This is a genomic window from Arthrobacter sp. zg-Y750 (assembly GCF_020907365.1).
Lineage (GTDB): Bacteria > Actinomycetota > Actinomycetes > Actinomycetales > Micrococcaceae > Arthrobacter_B.
Genome location: NZ_JAJJOC010000022.1, coordinates 184654 through 200103 on the forward strand (window position 1 = coordinate 184654; position 15450 = coordinate 200103).

A 15450-nucleotide genomic window follows, 5' to 3' on the forward strand; every position below is an offset into this window, starting at 1 on the left:
TTACTCCTCATCCAGGATGGCAGGGACCTTGAAGCGGCCGGCGGCATTGTCGGGAGCGCCGGACAGGGCTTCGTCATTGGTCAGCGTCTGCCCCACAACGTCCTCGCGGAAGACGTTGGTCAGCGGGATGGGGTGGGAGGTTGCCGGGATGTCTTCGCCGGCAACTTCGCTTACGGATTTGATCGAATCCACGATGACATCGAGTTCGCCGGCCATCTTGTCCAGCTCGTCGTTGGTCATCTCAATGTGGGCCAGCCGCGCCAGATGCGCCACAGCCTCACGATTGATCTCAGACATGAGTCTCCCATGCGTCTTCTAAAGGAACGTTTCGGTATGAAACCGGTATCCGTTCCAGTCTACGGCGTTCGGCGGCCGCCCATGGAGGCCGCCGCCACACACTCCCGTACAGCCGATGCTGGGTCGGGCTCATCTCCCGTACAGCAGATGCTGCGTCGGGCTCATCTCCCGTACAGCAGATGCTGCCTGGCGGGGCCGTAGCCCGCATCAGCTGTACACAAGGCACCGCATCCGGCACCGCCCGTCCGCCCGTCCGCCCGTCCACCGGATACGCGAAAGCCGCCCCCCGCCGTCGGGCGCTGGAGCGGCTGGCCCCGCGGGCAAGGACGGTTAGACAGCCTTGCGGAAGACCCAGAGAATGTAGTCTTCGCCGGGAACGGTCCAGTCCCGCTCCGGCACCCGGACAAAGCCCAGGGACAGGTAGAGGGCGTGGGCGTTCAGCATGGTGGTCATGCTGGTCAGGCTCACTGCCTCGATGCCGTCCTTGTTCCGGGCGTAGTCGATGATGGCGTTAACCAGGGCGCGGCCCACTCCTCCGCGCTGCACGGCGGGGTCGACGGCGAGCATCCGGAATTCCAGCTCGCCCTCAATGGCGATGTCGGTGTAGGGCTGGCCGGCGTAGGTGATGGCCGCGGAGGCTGCCACCTTTCCGTCCCGTTCCGCCACCCACAGTTCGGTGTGCTTGGCGCGGTCCTCGACGTTTTCGAGTTCCTTGACGTAGGGGTTGTCGGCCTCGATGTGATTGCCGTGCAGGTAAGCCTCACGGGTGATCCGGCGGATATCTTCAAAATCAGCCTCGGTGGCAAGCCGGATGGTGATGCTCATGCGCGTTACGAATCCTTACGTCTCTAGTTGAAGTGCACGTAGATTCTACCCTCACCCCGCTTCGTTTCCGGACCGGGGTGAGGGCACGCACATCACTGGAAAACGCCTGTATCCGTTAGCGCGGGTTTACCGGTTGCTCGCCGGTTGCTTACCGGTTGCTCACCGGCGGCGGGCGGCGGCGCAACTGACGCAGAAACGCGTTTCCGGACGGATCTCCAGCCGGGCCGCCGGTATGGGATTTCCGCAGCGTTCGCAGATACCGTAGGCGCCGGCGTCCAGCCGAACCCTGGCATCGAGCAGTTCGATCAGCGACGTTTCCGCTGCGGCCAGCAGGGCCACTTCGTTGGCGCGTTCCACCGAAACGGTGGTGCCTTCGGGGTCATGTTCGTCGTCGGCAGGGATGTCCTTTGCCGCCAACGTCACTTCCCGGATGACCGCGTTCAAGGTGTCGATCTGTTCACGCGTCCGGTCGATGCGTTCATCGATCAGGGTCGCGAAATAGGCGGTGTCCAGCTCCGGCGGTGTTTGCACCCGAGGCAGTGCCGGGGCGGACACGGGCTCCGTCCGCACGGTTTTCCGCGGAGCGGTGGTTGTTTTGCGGGGCACGGGGTACCTCCTGTGAGTCGATGCTGCACGGGATGCGTCGCATAGATTATCCGCGCTTCGGCTGGGAAACCCGGCCTGGGGAGAGTGGTCTTTCCTCAGGGCTTAATCCCGGTAGGCTTCCGGCTATCCGGAGGAGGAACAAGGGGATCCATGGTTGACGCACACTACAACGAGCCGCGCCTCGTTGCGCTTTACGACGAGGACAATGCCGGCCTCAAATTCCCGCCCGCGGATCTCCTGGAACGGCTGCTGCAGGAAGCCGGCTTCAGCTCCGCGGACTGGTACGGGGACTGGGACGGCAGCCCCTTTATGGAAGCGACGAGCCGGGAGACCATCATCGCAGCCCGGTGCCAGACGGCTGCCGAAACCACTAAGCGCGTCCGGGGAACCGGATAGGCCATCATGGTGCCATGACCGCGACTCCCTCCGGCCCCCGCTGGCCCGTCATCACACCCCGCCTCACCATCCGACCCGCCGAAGCCGAAGACCTGCCGCGCATGTTTGACTACCGGCGGAAACCCGAGGTCGCCCAATGGATGACAGCCCAGCCCACGGACGTGGACGCCTTCGTGGAGCGACTCCGGCAGCCGGAACATTTGGCAGCCACCTTCGCCGTGGAACAGGCCGGAACCCTGATCGGTGACCTTTATCTTGCCCGCCAGGACGCATGGGCGCAGCAGGAAGTCGAGGAGTTGGCGCGCAACACACAGGCGGAGATCGGCTACGTCATTGCACCGGAGTTCGCCGGGCGGGGGTATGGGAGCGAAGCCGTGGCCGCACTACTGCGCGTCTGCTTTGAGGACCTGGGCCTGCGCCGGGTGGTGGCGGAGTGTTTCGCCGACAACACCGCGTCCTGGCGGGTCATGGAAAAAGCGGGAATGCGGCGTGAGGGGTGGTCCCGCCAGGGGTCCCTCCACCGTTCGGGGCGCTGGCTGGATGACCTCCGCTACGCGCTCCTGGCCGATGAATGGCGCGCATCCCGGTCCGGCGGAAGTGCCGTGGCGGAGCCACCCCGCCGCACTTAGCCGCCCCGCCACACTTAGCCCAGCAGCGCAGCTCCGGCCGTCGTGAAGGCAGCCTCGCGTTCGGCATCGTTGCTCGGCTTCGCGGGCCGCTGCACCGGCACACCGGCTTCCTCGGCGACCAGCGCCCCGGCGGCGTAGTCGTATTCATTCAATCCGCGCTCGGTGTAGGCATCCAGCGTCCCGTCGGCAACCATGCACAGGTCCAGCGCCGCGGAACCGAGACGGCGCACGTCCGCGAACTGTCCGGCCAGGCCCGGCAACGCGGCATACTGCTCGTCGCGCACAGAGGCGTTGTAGGAAAACCCGGTACCCAGCAGCTTTCCAACCCGCTCCGGATCCGGTCCGGTGAGTTTCCGGACGGTGCCGTGCTCAGCGAGCCATGCACCGTGCCCACGGGCGGCATAATAGACGCGCACCAGCGCAGGGGCGTGGACGACGCCGGCCAGCCACTCGCCGTCGTCGTTCACCGCTGCCACGGAGGTGGCGTAGTAGACGATGTTCCGGATGAAGTTGGTGGTGCCGTCCAGCGGATCGATGGACCACCGGATGCCGGAGGAATGGACCGGGACCGCTGCTTCCAGCTCCTCCCCCGTCACCACATCCTGCGGGCGCAGGCGGGCCAAAACCTCGCGGACGGCCACCTCGGCGGCGGTATCGAAGTCCGTGACCCAGTCGCCGTCGGCGCTTTTGTTCACCGGGTTCAGCCCCGCCGCGGAACGCCGGGCCAGCACCGCAGCTCCGGCAGCGGCGGCCTCGCGGGCCACTTCCAGCAGTTCCAGCGGATCAGCGTCGTCCGGCAGCGGGCTCATTCGGACCCTTCCTCCAGTGCTTCGGCGGCGTTCCCGTCACCGGGCTCTGAACCGTCCAGCGGCACGGAGCCTTCGGCCAGCAGCGTCCGGAAACCGTCTTCGTCAATTACCCGCACACCCAGGGCTTCGGCTTTCTCCAGCTTGGTGCCGGCGTTTTCCCCGGCGACCACGTAGTCGGTTTTCTTCGAGACCGAGCCGGAGGCCTTTCCGCCGCGGGTCAGGATGGCTTCCTTGGCCTCGTCGCGGCTGAAGTTCGGCAGGGTGCCGGTGACGACGACGGTCAGGCCCTCCAGCGTGCGGGGCATCGATTCGTCGCGCTCGTCGGCCATCCGCACCCCGGCTGCGGCCCAGGCGTCCACGATCTCGCGGTGCCAGTCCTCGGCGAACCACTCCGTTAGCGCGGCGGCGATGGTGGGGCCGACGCCGTCGACGTGTGCCAGCTGCTCTTCGGTGGCAGCGCGGATCGCCTCCATGGACCCGAAGGCCCCGGCGAGCGCACGTGCCGCCGTCGGGCCCACATGCCGGATGGACAGCGCCACCAGAACTCGCCACAGCGGCTGGGTCTTGGCCTTTTCCAGCTCCTCGAACAGCTTGCGGGTAGTGGCAGAAGGAACAGACGGTTTCTTGGCGGTGCCCTTGGTGTAGAAGTACGGGACCAGTTCGGTGCCGTTCACCACGCCCTTGACCCGCTTTGGCCGTTCGATCCGCACGTCCGCCAGGTCCTCGACTTTCAAGTCGAACAGGCCGGCCTCACTGGTCAGCGGCGGGTTTTCCGGCTCGGCGGGCGAGGTGAGCGCAATCGCCGCCTCCCAACCGAGCGCCTCTATGTCGAAGGCACCGCGGCCGGCCAGGTGGAACACCCGTTCGCGCAGCTGCGAGGGGCAGGACTTGGCGTTGGGGCAGCGGATGTCCACGTCCCCTTCCTTGGCCGGCTTCAGCTCGGTTCCGCAGGAAGGGCAGTGCGTGGGCATCACGAAGTCGCGAACCGGCGGATCCTGCGCGTCGCGGAGGGCGACGACGGGGCCAACGATTTCGGGGATCACGTCGCCGGCCTTGCGCAGCACCACAATGTCGCCGATCTTCACGCCCTTGGCCTTCACCACGTCCTGGTTGTGCAGAGTGGCCATCTCCACGGTGGAGCCGGAGACGAGCACCGGCGTCATGATCCCGTACGGGGTGACGCGTCCGGTGCGGCCCACGTTGACGCGGATGTCCAGCAGCTTGGTGTTCACTTCCTCCGGCGGGTACTTGTAGGCCACGGACCAGCGCGGCACCCGGGAGGTGTTGCCCAGCGCGCGCTGCAGTCCGAAGTCGTCCACCTTGACCACAATGCCGTCAATCTCGTGCGAGAGATCGTGCCGATGCTCGCCGTTCTCGGCAATGTACTTGAGCACTTCTTCGTAGGTGTCCAGCACCTTGTAATAGGGCGACGTCGGCAGGCCCCACTGCTTGAGCAGCTCATAGGTTTCGGACTGGCTGGCCGCACTGAGGCCTTCGCGGGCGCCGATACCGTGCACGTACATGCTCAGCGGGCGGCGGGCCGTGACTTCGGGGTCCTTCTGCCGCAGGGAACCGGCGGCGGCGTTGCGCGGGTTGGCGAACGGTGCCTTGCCCGCTTCCACCATGGTTTCGTTCAGGGCCGCGAATTCCTTTGAGGGGATGAAGACCTCGCCGCGGATTTCCATTTCCGCCGGCAGGTTTTCGCCCTTCAGCGTGCGCGGGATGGACGCGATGGTGAGCACGTTGTGGGTGATGTCCTCACCGGTGGTTCCGTCGCCGCGAGTGGCGGCGCGGACCAGTTCGCCGTTGCGGTAGAGCAGGTTGACGGCCAGGCCGTCGATCTTCAGCTCGGTGAGCCACTTGATCTTGGCGTCCGGGGCAATGTTGGCGACCGACGCTTCCGCCTTGCGGACCCAGGCGTCCAGCTCGTCGAGGGAGAAGACATCTTCGAGGCTGTACATCCGCTGCAGGTGTTCCACCGGGGCGAAGGCCGCGGATACCTCGCCGCCCACTTCCTGGGTGGGTGAATCGTTGGTGACCAGCTCCGGGTGCAGCGCCTCGATTTCCTCCAGGCGGCGGTAGAGCGTGTCGAACTCAGCGTCTGAAACCAGGGGCGCGTCTTCGTTGTAATACGCGAACCGGTAGCGGCGCACCTGCTCTGCGAGCGCCTGGTATTCCTCGCGCAGGTCCCCGGCGGGCGGGGTGTCGGTGCTGACCGACTCGACGGCGGCTTCGGTGTCCGTGGTTTCCGGGGATGTCTTGGCTGTGCTCACCTAACCAATCTTGCCGTATACCGTCCGGTTGCGGGAGTTGCGTTGCACGCCGTCGTTGGCTGGCGACGTCTGTGTCGCAGCGAGTCCGGACTTGCCAGCTACGGGACATTCTCAGGTTGGAGCGTTCTTCCGCCACGAGACTTCAGACCTAATGCCGTGGACCTTCTCAGCCGGGAGCCATCCAAACACACTGGATCTCTCAACCGGCTCATCATAGAAAGTGGTAAACCCGTAAGCGCTCACCAGCCGGCGCCGCTCCTCCGGCGGCAGCGACTCACCGGAGATGGCAGCAAAATTCCCGTCAGGGTCCTCAGCGAGAAGCTCAATCTCCCGCCCGAGACCCAAGTCCCCCATCGCCCGAACGGAATGAATATCCGTGACCTCGTCAGCGGGAACCTCAAGCGAGTGTCGAACACCGGGTGTTGGGAAACTTCCCCTGTCGTAGATCGTCAGCCAACCCGCACCAGGGGCATCACCGCCATACTTTATGAGGAAGAGCATTCCGTCATCCGGATCCGGTGAATCTAGTTCAACTTCCTGCCCTTGCCACGTACCGTACGACCCGGACAGCTTCTTTCCGCTGGAGCTCCACATAGGACCGAGGCTACTTTATTGTTCGATGGACCGGCCCACGGGTCCCACCGTGTCGGCCGTCATCCGCCGTTTCCACGGTCCAGGAGCTTTACCCGCCGCGTCCGTCCTTTGCCGAGCGGGATATTCCGCTCCGTCCAAGGAACCAGTATCTGGGTTGGCCGGATTCATCAAATTGCGGCGAGGGAGACCATTCCGGACCTGTCGGAGCCCACTTGTAGGGTGAGCTCCATCTGCACCAGTTGCAGGGGCACCAACGCGGAGGTGAAACATGGGTAAATCATCAAAGCCGTCAAAAGAATGCGCTTGCTAAGGCCGGATGCCAACATTCGGACCCACTCAGCGACCGGACCTTATCAATGTGTGGGACAGTAATTGCCGACCGAGTGACCGGGGAGATTTAAGGAGTCATGAGCACATTTACTCGTGTCCCTTGATTTTTCGTTTTCTCGCTTTGGCCATGGTTATCGGAGTTCTTAGGTCCTGGAACGGTTTGCAGGACCGGGAAGGGTATTTTGCCTTGCTCCGTTCATCGACGAACAGAAGAAAACCGGCCCTATGCCCAATCTCAAGCGACGACTAAAGAACCTCCGGGAACCCACGAATGCCATCATTGGCCTCATACGGCTGATTCTTGAATGGTGTAACCTATCGAATTGCTCTCCTACGAACATGGGATTCGTCGTAAGTCATCGTCTTTGGGCCACACCACTTCAGATTTAAAATCGTGGACCAGCTCGACGGGAAGCCATCCCAGGACACTTGTACGCTCCACCGGATCACCCGGACGGACCTCGAATCCATATTGCGATAGCAACCTCTTCTTATCCGAGACCAGGTTTGCCGCACTCGCCTCAACAGCAAGATTTCCCTTACCATCTTCGGCGAGGACAAATACCCGGCACCGGGAACCGAAAATTCCCTCCGCGGAGACGGCATGGATATCCTTGACCTCATCGGCCGGAACGAACCGTATATGCGCCACGGGCGGCCTCCCGAAGGAGTGGGCCCCGGCCTGAGTCACCCATTCAGGACCCGGGGAGTCCCCGCCCGCACGCTCAAGAATCAACGTTCCATCCGCAAGAGGCGCTGTCTGGCGCAGTTCAAATATTTTCCCTTTCCAAGTGCCGTAAGATCCGGTCAGTTCTCTCCCATCGGAAAGCCACATGTTTAGAGACTAATCCAACGGTTACCCGCAAGAGAGTAGATTGCCGCCAGCACCTCATTGCCATTCCGGTCTATCCGCGACATCTCCGCACGGTCCTGGAAGGTCCTTATGAGTCATTGTCCTTCCGCCACGAAACCGAGGATTTGATATTGCTAACAAGGGCTGCCGGAAGCCACCCAAACGCCGATGACCGGGTAACCGGCTCATCAAAATAGGTGTGGAAGCCGCATTCCATAATGAGCCACTCTTTTAATCCAAGGTCGTTGGCAGAAGCTGCGAGTCTTCCGTCCCTGGCCTCGGCAAGGATTGTCACAGTGCCCCGCGAGCCCAATTCGCCGGTAGTTGTTACGGCATGAATATTCGAAACCTCGTCGACCGGGACCTCGAGCGCGTGCCTTATGCCCGAGATTGGGAACCGGTTCCCAAGGTCGATGGTCATCCACTCCGGCCCTGGCGCTTGTCCGCCGTACTTGACTAGCAGCAACATCCCGTCGACAGGGGCAGTCGAATGTAATTCAGCTTCCTGGCCGTTCCAAGTGCCATACTTGCCGGTAATTTTCAGGCCGCTAGAACTCCACATAATTACAAGTTAATTCATCGAGGACCGACCCGGGGTTTCCACGTCGGTGTGTCCGGGCGCCGTCTGGCCAGGCGCCGAAGTGCCGTCGTCGGGCAGGGTCTTGGGGTTGTCGCCCTTGGGGTCGGCACCGGCAGGTGGGCCCAAGGGACCTTGCCCTTCGTGGACGCGGTCTTTAGCGAGTCGCGTGAATGAAAGCGGTCCCGGATCAGGCCGAAGCGTCCCATATCAGCGTCTGTGTCGGCCTCCAACAGTGCCGAACACATCCATGAGGAAGACCGAATCGATCCCTGTCCTACCCCTAGCCCACCGCCGGCTTGAGCCGGTTCTGGAACATCTCCACATCGGTCACCGCAGACTCCGGCTGGACGGTCCAGTACACGCCGGCGTCGGCCTTGTTCAGGCCCAGCGACTCCGCAACATCGGCGTTGTGCCCGGTGTAGAAGAGACGGAAAACCCGGCCCCCGCCGTCGTGCGCCACATCCGTGATCCGGAACGGCTGCCCCTGCCACCGGCACACCGCATTGACCTCGAACAAGTCATTCAATTCCGAGAGCGGCACCTCGCGACTCCAGCACCCGCGCATCGTATGCCGGAATCCGGTAATCTCGGCCGGCGGTTCCGACGCCGCGGCCAGCACCGCCTTGTCACCCACCACATCGGCCGGGAACTGGAAACCGTCCCAGACCGCCACCCAGCCGATCACGGTCTGCGGGGAGGTGTGCCGGGGAGTCGAGATGTCCGACCCGTCCAAGACACCCCACCCCGAAGCGACATCTATATACATGGCCAGCAACTGCTCCTGCTGCCCCTCCCGGATCCGCCACAACTGCGCACGCGGCGGAATCCGGCACTCATCCAGGAACCACACCGGGGCCACTCCCCCGCCCCAGCGGGCAAACCCGGTCCCGGTAAACGGCGGCCGGTCCACAAACTCCGGGGCCATCGCCGAATGCACGTACACCGACGGCGGCGCCTCGAAGCGCAGCACGTCCAAGTAGTCCGCCGCCGGGTCCCACGGAGAGCCGGGGAAACCCAGCCCGTGCGCTTCATACAGTTCCCGGGGCGACTTCACCTGCGCGACGTCGGCGGCATTCAGGACAAACCCGGCGATCGAGTCGCGGTTGGCCTCCACCATCGTGCGCACATGCGCCGGGCTGAGCGGTTTCTGAAAAATCACGAGACTCTGCTTCCTGCTGCCCTCGGGCAGCGATAAGTGCCGACGAAACCTACTTCTTCAAGTCCTTTTCAACCATCTGGACATCTTCCAGATCCTCCCAGCGGAAAGTCCCGTGATACTCGATCCGGTCAGCCTTGACAATCTCTGGGATATCTCCCCGGTCAATCCTGGCCTGCTGAGCCGGATGCGGCGCCACCCGGGCGTGAACGACACCGTCGGCATACTGGACGATGCCAAGCTCGTTGCCCTTCCACTTGGCCGTCACCGTGACTTTGACCAAGCGGTCAAGCTCGTCTTCGGGCACATCCAGGAACCAGTACCTGGGGTGGCCGGATTCATCCGTGTGCCGTGAGGGAGACCACTCTGCGCTCGGCGGCTGCAGATCATACGACGTGAGCGATGCAACCTCACGAGTGAGCTGGGCGGAGAACCATTCTCCCCGCCATACCCCGTAATACTGCGGGACACGCATCCCATTAGGCAGTCTCTCCGTCGGACGATGCTGTGCCACTCTTTGCACCCTTTCGCGCCTTTATTGCTATGGATTCCAACAGCATTCTTAAATTAGCCACCGGAACCCGCGACTCTTCGCCACATCCCTCTCGCTCCATTTGCGCCCGGCATGTCCTTATCGAAAATGGCAACCAGGACGCGTTCCCCGGTTTCATTGATTTCCCATATTACGTCGCCATGGTTATATGGCACCCCTGTTCCCTGTCGGACTGCGTACTCCGGAATGATCTTGGAGTGATCGACCGTGCTCCCGGTCCATCCATGGCCGGTATTGGGCCACGGATCCTGCTTTTCGTGAGGCTCGGGGTAAGGTCGTCCAGTGGGGTCGGCAGCCTCGAGGCCATGGCGCCGCAACTCATCCTGGCCTCTGCCGTCCGGAATCTGAATGTCATCCAATCCCTTGCCTGCTCGGAACTGGACGGCGTACACCGGTTTGTCATTGTTGGGAAGATACTTTGTGTTCTTGTAGTCAAGCCGCAAAGCGTTGTAGACGTCTTCCGGTGTGCGCAGGTCCGCAGCGTCTGACGCCCTCGTTATGAAGCCGCCCGCAGAGTTCCCATAAAGGTCCGAACCGTCCAGCAGCGCTTCAAAAGACTTGCCGTCAATCACTTTCTGCATCACGGTATCCGCATCCAGTGAGGGAATCGAATGCCGCAATTCCATCAGTGCCTGCAACTCGTCTTCGGAAAGGGACTCCACTTCCTGCTCGACGACGTTGCGCAACCAGGCTTCGTCCTTGCCAATGGACTCCAATGCTGGACCAAGTTCCCGGATTATGTCGTTGCGGGGAGTCTCTATTGGGTAATCGACCGAAATCCTCGTTCCGTCCGGGAACTCTACCTCGGTCGGCTGGCCTGCGGCATCGGCGGTAACCGTGGGCAGGTCATCCGGCTTCCCCGGCCCCTTGGTCCCGCCGTCCAGTCCCCCATCACCGGCATGGGGACCGTTGTCTCCGGGTGCGGGTGCCTTCGGACCGGCGGCGTCGTCGGGCAGCTTGCTGCCGGCGTTCCCCGTGTCGGGGTCGGCTTTGGAAGGAACGGTCCCCTCTGGCACGTGCGGACCGCGGGCGGGCCCGCCCGGAGTGTCCACGCCGGGGGCTTTTGGTTGCGTTTCGGGTGCCCTTGTCACCGTATCGGGGGCGGCTGCCCGGGTGTCCGGCGCAGCGTGCTTTGCGTCGTGGCCGGAGCCTAGGCGCCCGAGATCGGTTTTCGGAGATTCCGAAATTGTTTGGACAGCGGTGGTCTTGATTTCACCGATTTTGACGCTGATTTCCTCTACGGCCCGCACACCTTTGGCAATACCGGTGGTCTCCGCGATGTGTGCCATTCGGCCCCCGGCGGCAGCCGCTTCGCCCGCCTTGGCCAGCTTCCCCGCATCACCGGCGGCATCGGCCGCTTTGCCTGCTACCGAGACTCCTTTTACGCCTGCGGCGGCACCTCCCGTTCCGATCGTCGTCACCACGTCGAAGGCGGTCGCCCCCAGCGCACTGGCAGGATCCGTCTTCCACTCGTCCAGGTGAATGGTGTCCTTGGCAATTTCCAGCAGGTTCCCGGCCGAGTCTTTTACCTTCTGTTCCTGCCCCGTCGCCATCATGAATGGCATGCCCGCACCGGTCACGATGAACAGGTCGTGCGCCAGTGTGCCCACTCCCTTCCAGCTCTGGACAAATGCGTCCTTACCGCCCAAACCGGCAAGAGCCGCCAGGCCGAGAACGGTGTCCAGCCCGGTTCCGAAAAAGGCTTTGGTGTAGGCCCAGTAGGCGTCTCCGGCGTCCCGGTACCAGGGTTTGTCAAACTCCTGGGGGTGAGCCCACGGCACCTGGCCCTCGGCCGCTGCCGCGTTCAGTACATCGCGGGGAATGCCGTGCTCAAACTGCCCTTCTGCGGGACCGTTCTCCGAGTACTCGACATATTCGTTGCCGTTGTACAAGTCGCTGATGGACTGGGCGAAGGCGCGCTCGTGGCCGCTGAGCTCAGCGCTGATGGTATTGAGCTCATTGGTGATCCAATCCTGCTCGGCGATGAGGTCCTTGTCCTTGGTCCATTCGTCATCAGCGGCAGCCTCCTGGTTGAGGGCAGCCGCCCGGGCCTTCACATCCGCAAGGCGGGCCCTGAGATCCACCACCGCGTCGGCGAACACGTTCGCTGCCGCATCAAGCGTCCCGAAATCATCCGCAAAGTCCCGCGAAGCACGCTGAATCGGCCGGTAGGCAGAGAAAACCACCTCCGCGCCGTCAATCACGTACACGTCCTGGGCTTGGAGCTTGCCCCATGACTGGGCTGCGTTTTCCGTAATGGACTGGATGGCGGCGGCGCTTGTGAGCAGGGACTTAGCTGCCGCCCGGATCCCTTCCGGCTCAGGCATGATCGCCTCCAGCGCGGATACGTCAAACACGGGCATGGCGTTTCACTTTCGGTTCAGGGCAACGAATCGTTGACTCGGTGGTGGCAGGCACTGCCGCCGGCAGCGCGGCGGGAGGGGAGGCTATGCCTGAGCGATGGAAGCACCGCGGGTGGGCCTGTGCAGGGGAACAGGCGCGTAGGAACCGCCGGAGGTGCTCTGGGCCAGCTGGACTGCGGCGGTCTGGGCGTCGGTAGCCATCTGGCCGTCCGCCGCCCCTACGATCTTCAGGACATTGTTTACGGCTTCGGTTGCGGCGAGGGTCCGCCCGGAAATGGTGTTCATTCCCGGTGTAATGACCCTTTCGTTGAACCCGTTCAACGCGTCCGCCACTGCCCCGCTGTTTTTGGCGGCGGCCAGGAGGTCGTTGAGCCCGCCCTGAAAGGAAACCGCGTGCCCCTCATACTGGGCGACGTGGTTCACCACTTCCTGCAGGACGGCGCTCACCTCCACGGGCTGGATGGAGTACGTCACCGCGGTCCTAGCCGATGTTGGCGACGGCGGACTTCGCCCGCGCACCCGCGCCGGCAGCCGTCTCATCATTCTGCGACAGCGTCTGCTTCACCAGGGCAATAATGTTCCGCGTCTCATTAGCCGCATTCCGGAAACGGTTCTCCACCGCCTGGTACTCCTCCGACACACCATCAGCCTGGAAATCCGACATCGCCGCGTTCACGGCCTTCTCACGCTCACCGATCAACGACTCCAACCGGGCAACAATCGACTGGATATCCCCCTGCACGGCAGAAGACGTATCAGTGTCATAGCTCAAACGATCCTGGGACATAACAAATCCTTTCAACACCGGCACCAGCCGGAACAAACAACCGAAAAAGAAAAGGAAGAAAAGAAGAAGCTCAACCCGCGCTAGCGCGAGGAACCGAACCGTGCGGCGTCGAACGCCGCCGAGCCCTGCTGCTGCGCCGCGTTATCCGCAGCCTCCTGGTCACCGGTCTGGAACGACCGGTCCATCTCCGACTGGCCCGTCAGAATCGCCGACAGGGAACTGTTCAGCTCATTGGCCACCTCATCAGTGCGGGCCTTGAACTCATCAAACTTCACCCGGCCGGCACCGTTGAACTTGCCCTCCAGCGGAGCAGCAGCCTCCATCAGGTTCCGCACCAGCTGACCCAAATCCTCATTCGAGGAACCGGTCTGCTGCGTCAGCGTACCCAGGGTAGAAGAACCCATATCGAATTTCATGAAAAAACTCCCTATTGGCACCCCACGGCGCCCTCGTCCGAAACTGTTCCCCCGTCAGCCGGACGAATTCACCCCAACAGGTAAATCCCTTTCCGCTTGCCGGTAACCCCTATCAAACCCACCAAAACAAAACCGGTCAAGGAAAACACATGGGCAGAACTACCCATCCCCCGCCCATCCCACATAGCGCAAACCATCCCGTTCAGGTTCAATTGACCGGGTTAGCTTCCTTATCCAGACAGGGGAAAAGGTGGACCCGGACTCGAACCAGGCCGAAGCAACCCGCGTAAGCGTCTGCATGGCGGCCTACAACGGCGCCGAACACATTCGGGAACAGATCGACTCGATCCTGTCCGAACTGGGCCCCGGCGATGAGCTGGTAGTGGTGGACGATGCGTCCACCGACAAAACCCGGGACGTGGTGTCCGGCGTCGGCGACTCCCGCATCCGGCTCATCCCCTCTTCCGTCAACCGGGGGTACGTGAGGACCTTCGAGGCGGCACTGGCCCACAGCCGGGGTGAGTATGTGTTCCTGTCGGACCAGGACGACGTCTGGATCCCTGGCCGGGTCCAGCGAATGGTCGATGCCCTGCAGGATGCGGAGGTTGTCGCGAGCAATTTCAGTTTCTTCGGCCAGCAGCCGCGAGCCATAGAATCCATCCGCCTGCGGTCCGCGGACAGCGGACGGCGGTGGGCAAACCTGTTCGCCCTGTGGGTGGGATACCGCCCCTATTACGGCTGTTCCATGGCCATGCGCCGAAGTGCCCTGTCCTTGGTACTGCCGTTTCCGGGGTTCCTCACCGAAACGCACGACCAGTGGATAGCGATGGTGGCCAACCTCGCCGGCACCATGCACCACGTCGAAGAGGACACGCTGCGGCGCCGTCTGCATGAGGCCAACACCTCACCCAAGCAGTGGCGGTCGCTGCGGCGGATCCTGGCAGCGCGACTGATGCTGCTGCGCGCGTTCCTGGTGGCGGTCCGAAGGATCCGGCGGGGCTCTCCCGCCGGCACTGATCGACCCGCTTAAGCACAAACAAGCGGCGCCGGCAGGTTGCCGGCGCCGCTTGCCAAAGCGTCCTAGCCGATATTGGCGACGGCGGACTTCGCCCGCGCACCCGCGCCGGCAGCCGTCTCATCATTCTGCGACAGCGTCTGCTTCACCAGGGCAATAATGTTCCGCGTCTCATTAGCCGCATTCCGGAAACGGTTCTCCACCGCCTGGTACTCCTCCGACACACCATCAGCCTGGAAATCCGACATCGCCGCGTTCACGGCCTTCTCACGCTCACCGATCAACGACTCCAACCGGGCAACAATCGACTGGATATCCCCCTGCACGGCAGAAGACGTATCAGTGTCATAGCTCAAACGATCCTGGGACATAACAAATCCTTTCAACACCGGCACCAGCCGGAACAAACAACCGAAAAAGAAAAGGAAGAAAAGAAGAAGCTCAACCCGCGCTAGCGCGAGGAACCGAACCGTGCGGCGTCGAACGCCGCCGAGCCCTGCTGCTGCGCCGCGTTATCCGCAGCCTCCTGGTCACCGGTCTGGAACGACCGGTCCATCTCCGACTGGCCCGTCAGAATCGCCGACAGGGAACTGTTCAGCTCATTGGCCACCTCATCAGTGCGGGCCTTGAACTCATCAAACTTCACCCGGCCGGCACCGTTGAACTTGCCCTCCAGCGGAGCAGCAGCCTCCATCAGGTTCCGCACCAGCTGACCCAAATCCTCATTCGAGGAACCGGTCTGCTGCGTCAGCGTACCCAGGGTAGAAGAACCCATATCGAATTTCATGAAAAAACTCCCTATTGGCACCCCACGGCGCCCTCGTCCGAAACTGTTCCCCCGTCAGCCGGACGAATTCACCCCAACAGGTAAATCCCTTTCCGCTTGCCGGTAACCCCTATCAAACCCACCAAAACAAAACCGGTCAAGGAAAACACATGGGCAGAACTACCCATCCCCCGCCCATCCC

At 62.8% G+C, this 15450-nt stretch carries 20 protein-coding genes; 3 read left to right on the forward strand and 17 right to left on the reverse strand.

The genetic code is table 11. The annotated features are described in order from the left end of the window. The 3 genes from gatC to LOC57_RS14910 form a co-directional block, all read right to left on the reverse strand. Complete coding sequence (gene gatC, locus LOC57_RS14900; RefSeq protein WP_227913903.1) at nt 1-297, reverse strand: Asp-tRNA(Asn)/Glu-tRNA(Gln) amidotransferase subunit GatC; 297 nt, start codon at nt 295-297, stop codon at nt 1-3. A gap of 330 nt (nt 298-627) precedes the next feature. After that, the gene (locus tag LOC57_RS14905; protein WP_227913902.1) at nt 628-1122 is read right to left on the reverse strand and encodes a GNAT family N-acetyltransferase; all 495 of its coding nucleotides are present in this window, start codon (nt 1120-1122) and stop codon (nt 628-630) included. Between the two features lie 159 nt (nt 1123-1281). Further along, nucleotides 1282-1728, reverse strand: coding sequence for a TraR/DksA family transcriptional regulator (locus tag LOC57_RS14910; RefSeq protein WP_227913901.1), 447 nt, complete (start codon nt 1726-1728; stop codon nt 1282-1284). Nucleotides 1729-1878: 150 nt separating this feature from the next. Between LOC57_RS14910 and LOC57_RS14915 the strand changes: the two genes are divergently transcribed. Both LOC57_RS14915 and LOC57_RS14920 read left to right on the forward strand, forming a co-directional pair. Then, on the forward strand, nt 1879-2124 hold the full coding sequence (locus LOC57_RS14915; protein ID WP_229960664.1) for a hypothetical protein: 246 nt from the start codon (nt 1879-1881) through the stop codon (nt 2122-2124). A 14-nt stretch (nt 2125-2138) separates the two neighbouring features. Continuing rightward, a complete protein-coding gene (locus LOC57_RS14920) occupies nt 2139-2753 on the forward strand; it encodes a GNAT family N-acetyltransferase (protein WP_229960666.1) in 615 nt (204 codons plus the stop codon). Nucleotides 2754-2767: 14 nt separating this feature from the next. Here the strand turns inward: LOC57_RS14920 and LOC57_RS14925 are convergent, their stop codons facing one another. The 12 genes from LOC57_RS14925 to LOC57_RS14975 form a co-directional block, all read right to left on the reverse strand. After that, nucleotides 2768-3562, reverse strand: coding sequence for an inositol monophosphatase family protein (locus LOC57_RS14925; protein ID WP_229960668.1), 795 nt, complete (start codon nt 3560-3562; stop codon nt 2768-2770). Beyond that, nucleotides 3559-5748: an NAD-dependent DNA ligase LigA gene (ligA, locus tag LOC57_RS14930; RefSeq protein WP_231700881.1), complete on the reverse strand. Its 2190-nt coding sequence runs from the start codon at nt 5746-5748 to the stop codon at nt 3559-3561. The genes LOC57_RS14925 and ligA overlap by 4 nt, the downstream gene beginning before the upstream one ends. 198 nt (nt 5749-5946) lie before the next feature. Beyond that, nucleotides 5947-6429 carry a hypothetical protein gene (locus tag LOC57_RS14935; RefSeq protein ID WP_229960672.1) on the reverse strand — a complete coding sequence of 161 codons (483 nt, stop codon included), beginning with the start codon at nt 6427-6429 and terminating at the stop codon, nt 5947-5949. Nucleotides 6430-7090: 661 nt separating this feature from the next. After that, on the reverse strand, nt 7091-7594 hold the full coding sequence (locus LOC57_RS14940; protein WP_229960674.1) for a hypothetical protein: 504 nt from the start codon (nt 7592-7594) through the stop codon (nt 7091-7093). A gap of 106 nt (nt 7595-7700) precedes the next feature. Continuing rightward, the gene (locus tag LOC57_RS14945) at nt 7701-8174 is read right to left on the reverse strand and encodes a hypothetical protein (RefSeq protein ID WP_229960676.1); all 474 of its coding nucleotides are present in this window, start codon (nt 8172-8174) and stop codon (nt 7701-7703) included. Between the two features lie 9 nt (nt 8175-8183). Then, nucleotides 8184-8318, reverse strand: coding sequence for a hypothetical protein (locus LOC57_RS16460; protein WP_269439747.1), 135 nt, complete (start codon nt 8316-8318; stop codon nt 8184-8186). Nucleotides 8319-8472: 154 nt separating this feature from the next. Next, the gene (locus LOC57_RS14950) at nt 8473-9351 is read right to left on the reverse strand and encodes a hypothetical protein (protein WP_229960678.1); all 879 of its coding nucleotides are present in this window, start codon (nt 9349-9351) and stop codon (nt 8473-8475) included. Nucleotides 9352-9400: 49 nt separating this feature from the next. Then, nucleotides 9401-9655 (reverse strand): hypothetical protein, encoded by a 255-nt coding sequence (locus LOC57_RS14955; protein WP_229960680.1) that lies wholly within the window; start codon nt 9653-9655, stop codon nt 9401-9403. A 260-nt stretch (nt 9656-9915) separates the two neighbouring features. After that, nucleotides 9916-12264 (reverse strand): hypothetical protein, encoded by a 2349-nt coding sequence (locus tag LOC57_RS14960; protein ID WP_229960682.1) that lies wholly within the window; start codon nt 12262-12264, stop codon nt 9916-9918. 84 nt (nt 12265-12348) lie between these two features. Beyond that, nucleotides 12349-12738, reverse strand: a complete 390-nt coding sequence (locus LOC57_RS14965) for a DUF6507 family protein (RefSeq protein WP_227927358.1) — start codon at nt 12736-12738, stop codon at nt 12349-12351. Between the two features lie 7 nt (nt 12739-12745). Further along, the gene (locus LOC57_RS14970) at nt 12746-13051 is read right to left on the reverse strand and encodes a pore-forming ESAT-6 family protein (RefSeq protein WP_227913888.1); all 306 of its coding nucleotides are present in this window, start codon (nt 13049-13051) and stop codon (nt 12746-12748) included. An 80-nt stretch (nt 13052-13131) separates the two neighbouring features. Next, a complete protein-coding gene (locus LOC57_RS14975; protein ID WP_227913887.1) occupies nt 13132-13467 on the reverse strand; it encodes a hypothetical protein in 336 nt (111 codons plus the stop codon). A gap of 250 nt (nt 13468-13717) precedes the next feature. Between LOC57_RS14975 and LOC57_RS14980 the strand changes: the two genes are divergently transcribed. Then, nucleotides 13718-14497, forward strand: a complete 780-nt coding sequence (locus LOC57_RS14980) for a glycosyltransferase (RefSeq protein ID WP_229960685.1) — start codon at nt 13718-13720, stop codon at nt 14495-14497. 50 nt (nt 14498-14547) lie between these two features. Here the strand turns inward: LOC57_RS14980 and LOC57_RS14985 are convergent, their stop codons facing one another. Both LOC57_RS14985 and LOC57_RS14990 read right to left on the reverse strand, forming a co-directional pair. Beyond that, the gene (locus LOC57_RS14985) at nt 14548-14853 is read right to left on the reverse strand and encodes a pore-forming ESAT-6 family protein (RefSeq protein WP_227913888.1); all 306 of its coding nucleotides are present in this window, start codon (nt 14851-14853) and stop codon (nt 14548-14550) included. 80 nt (nt 14854-14933) lie between these two features. Beyond that, nucleotides 14934-15269, reverse strand: a complete 336-nt coding sequence (locus LOC57_RS14990; protein WP_227913887.1) for a hypothetical protein — start codon at nt 15267-15269, stop codon at nt 14934-14936. Nucleotides 15270-15450 lie beyond the last annotated feature (181 nt).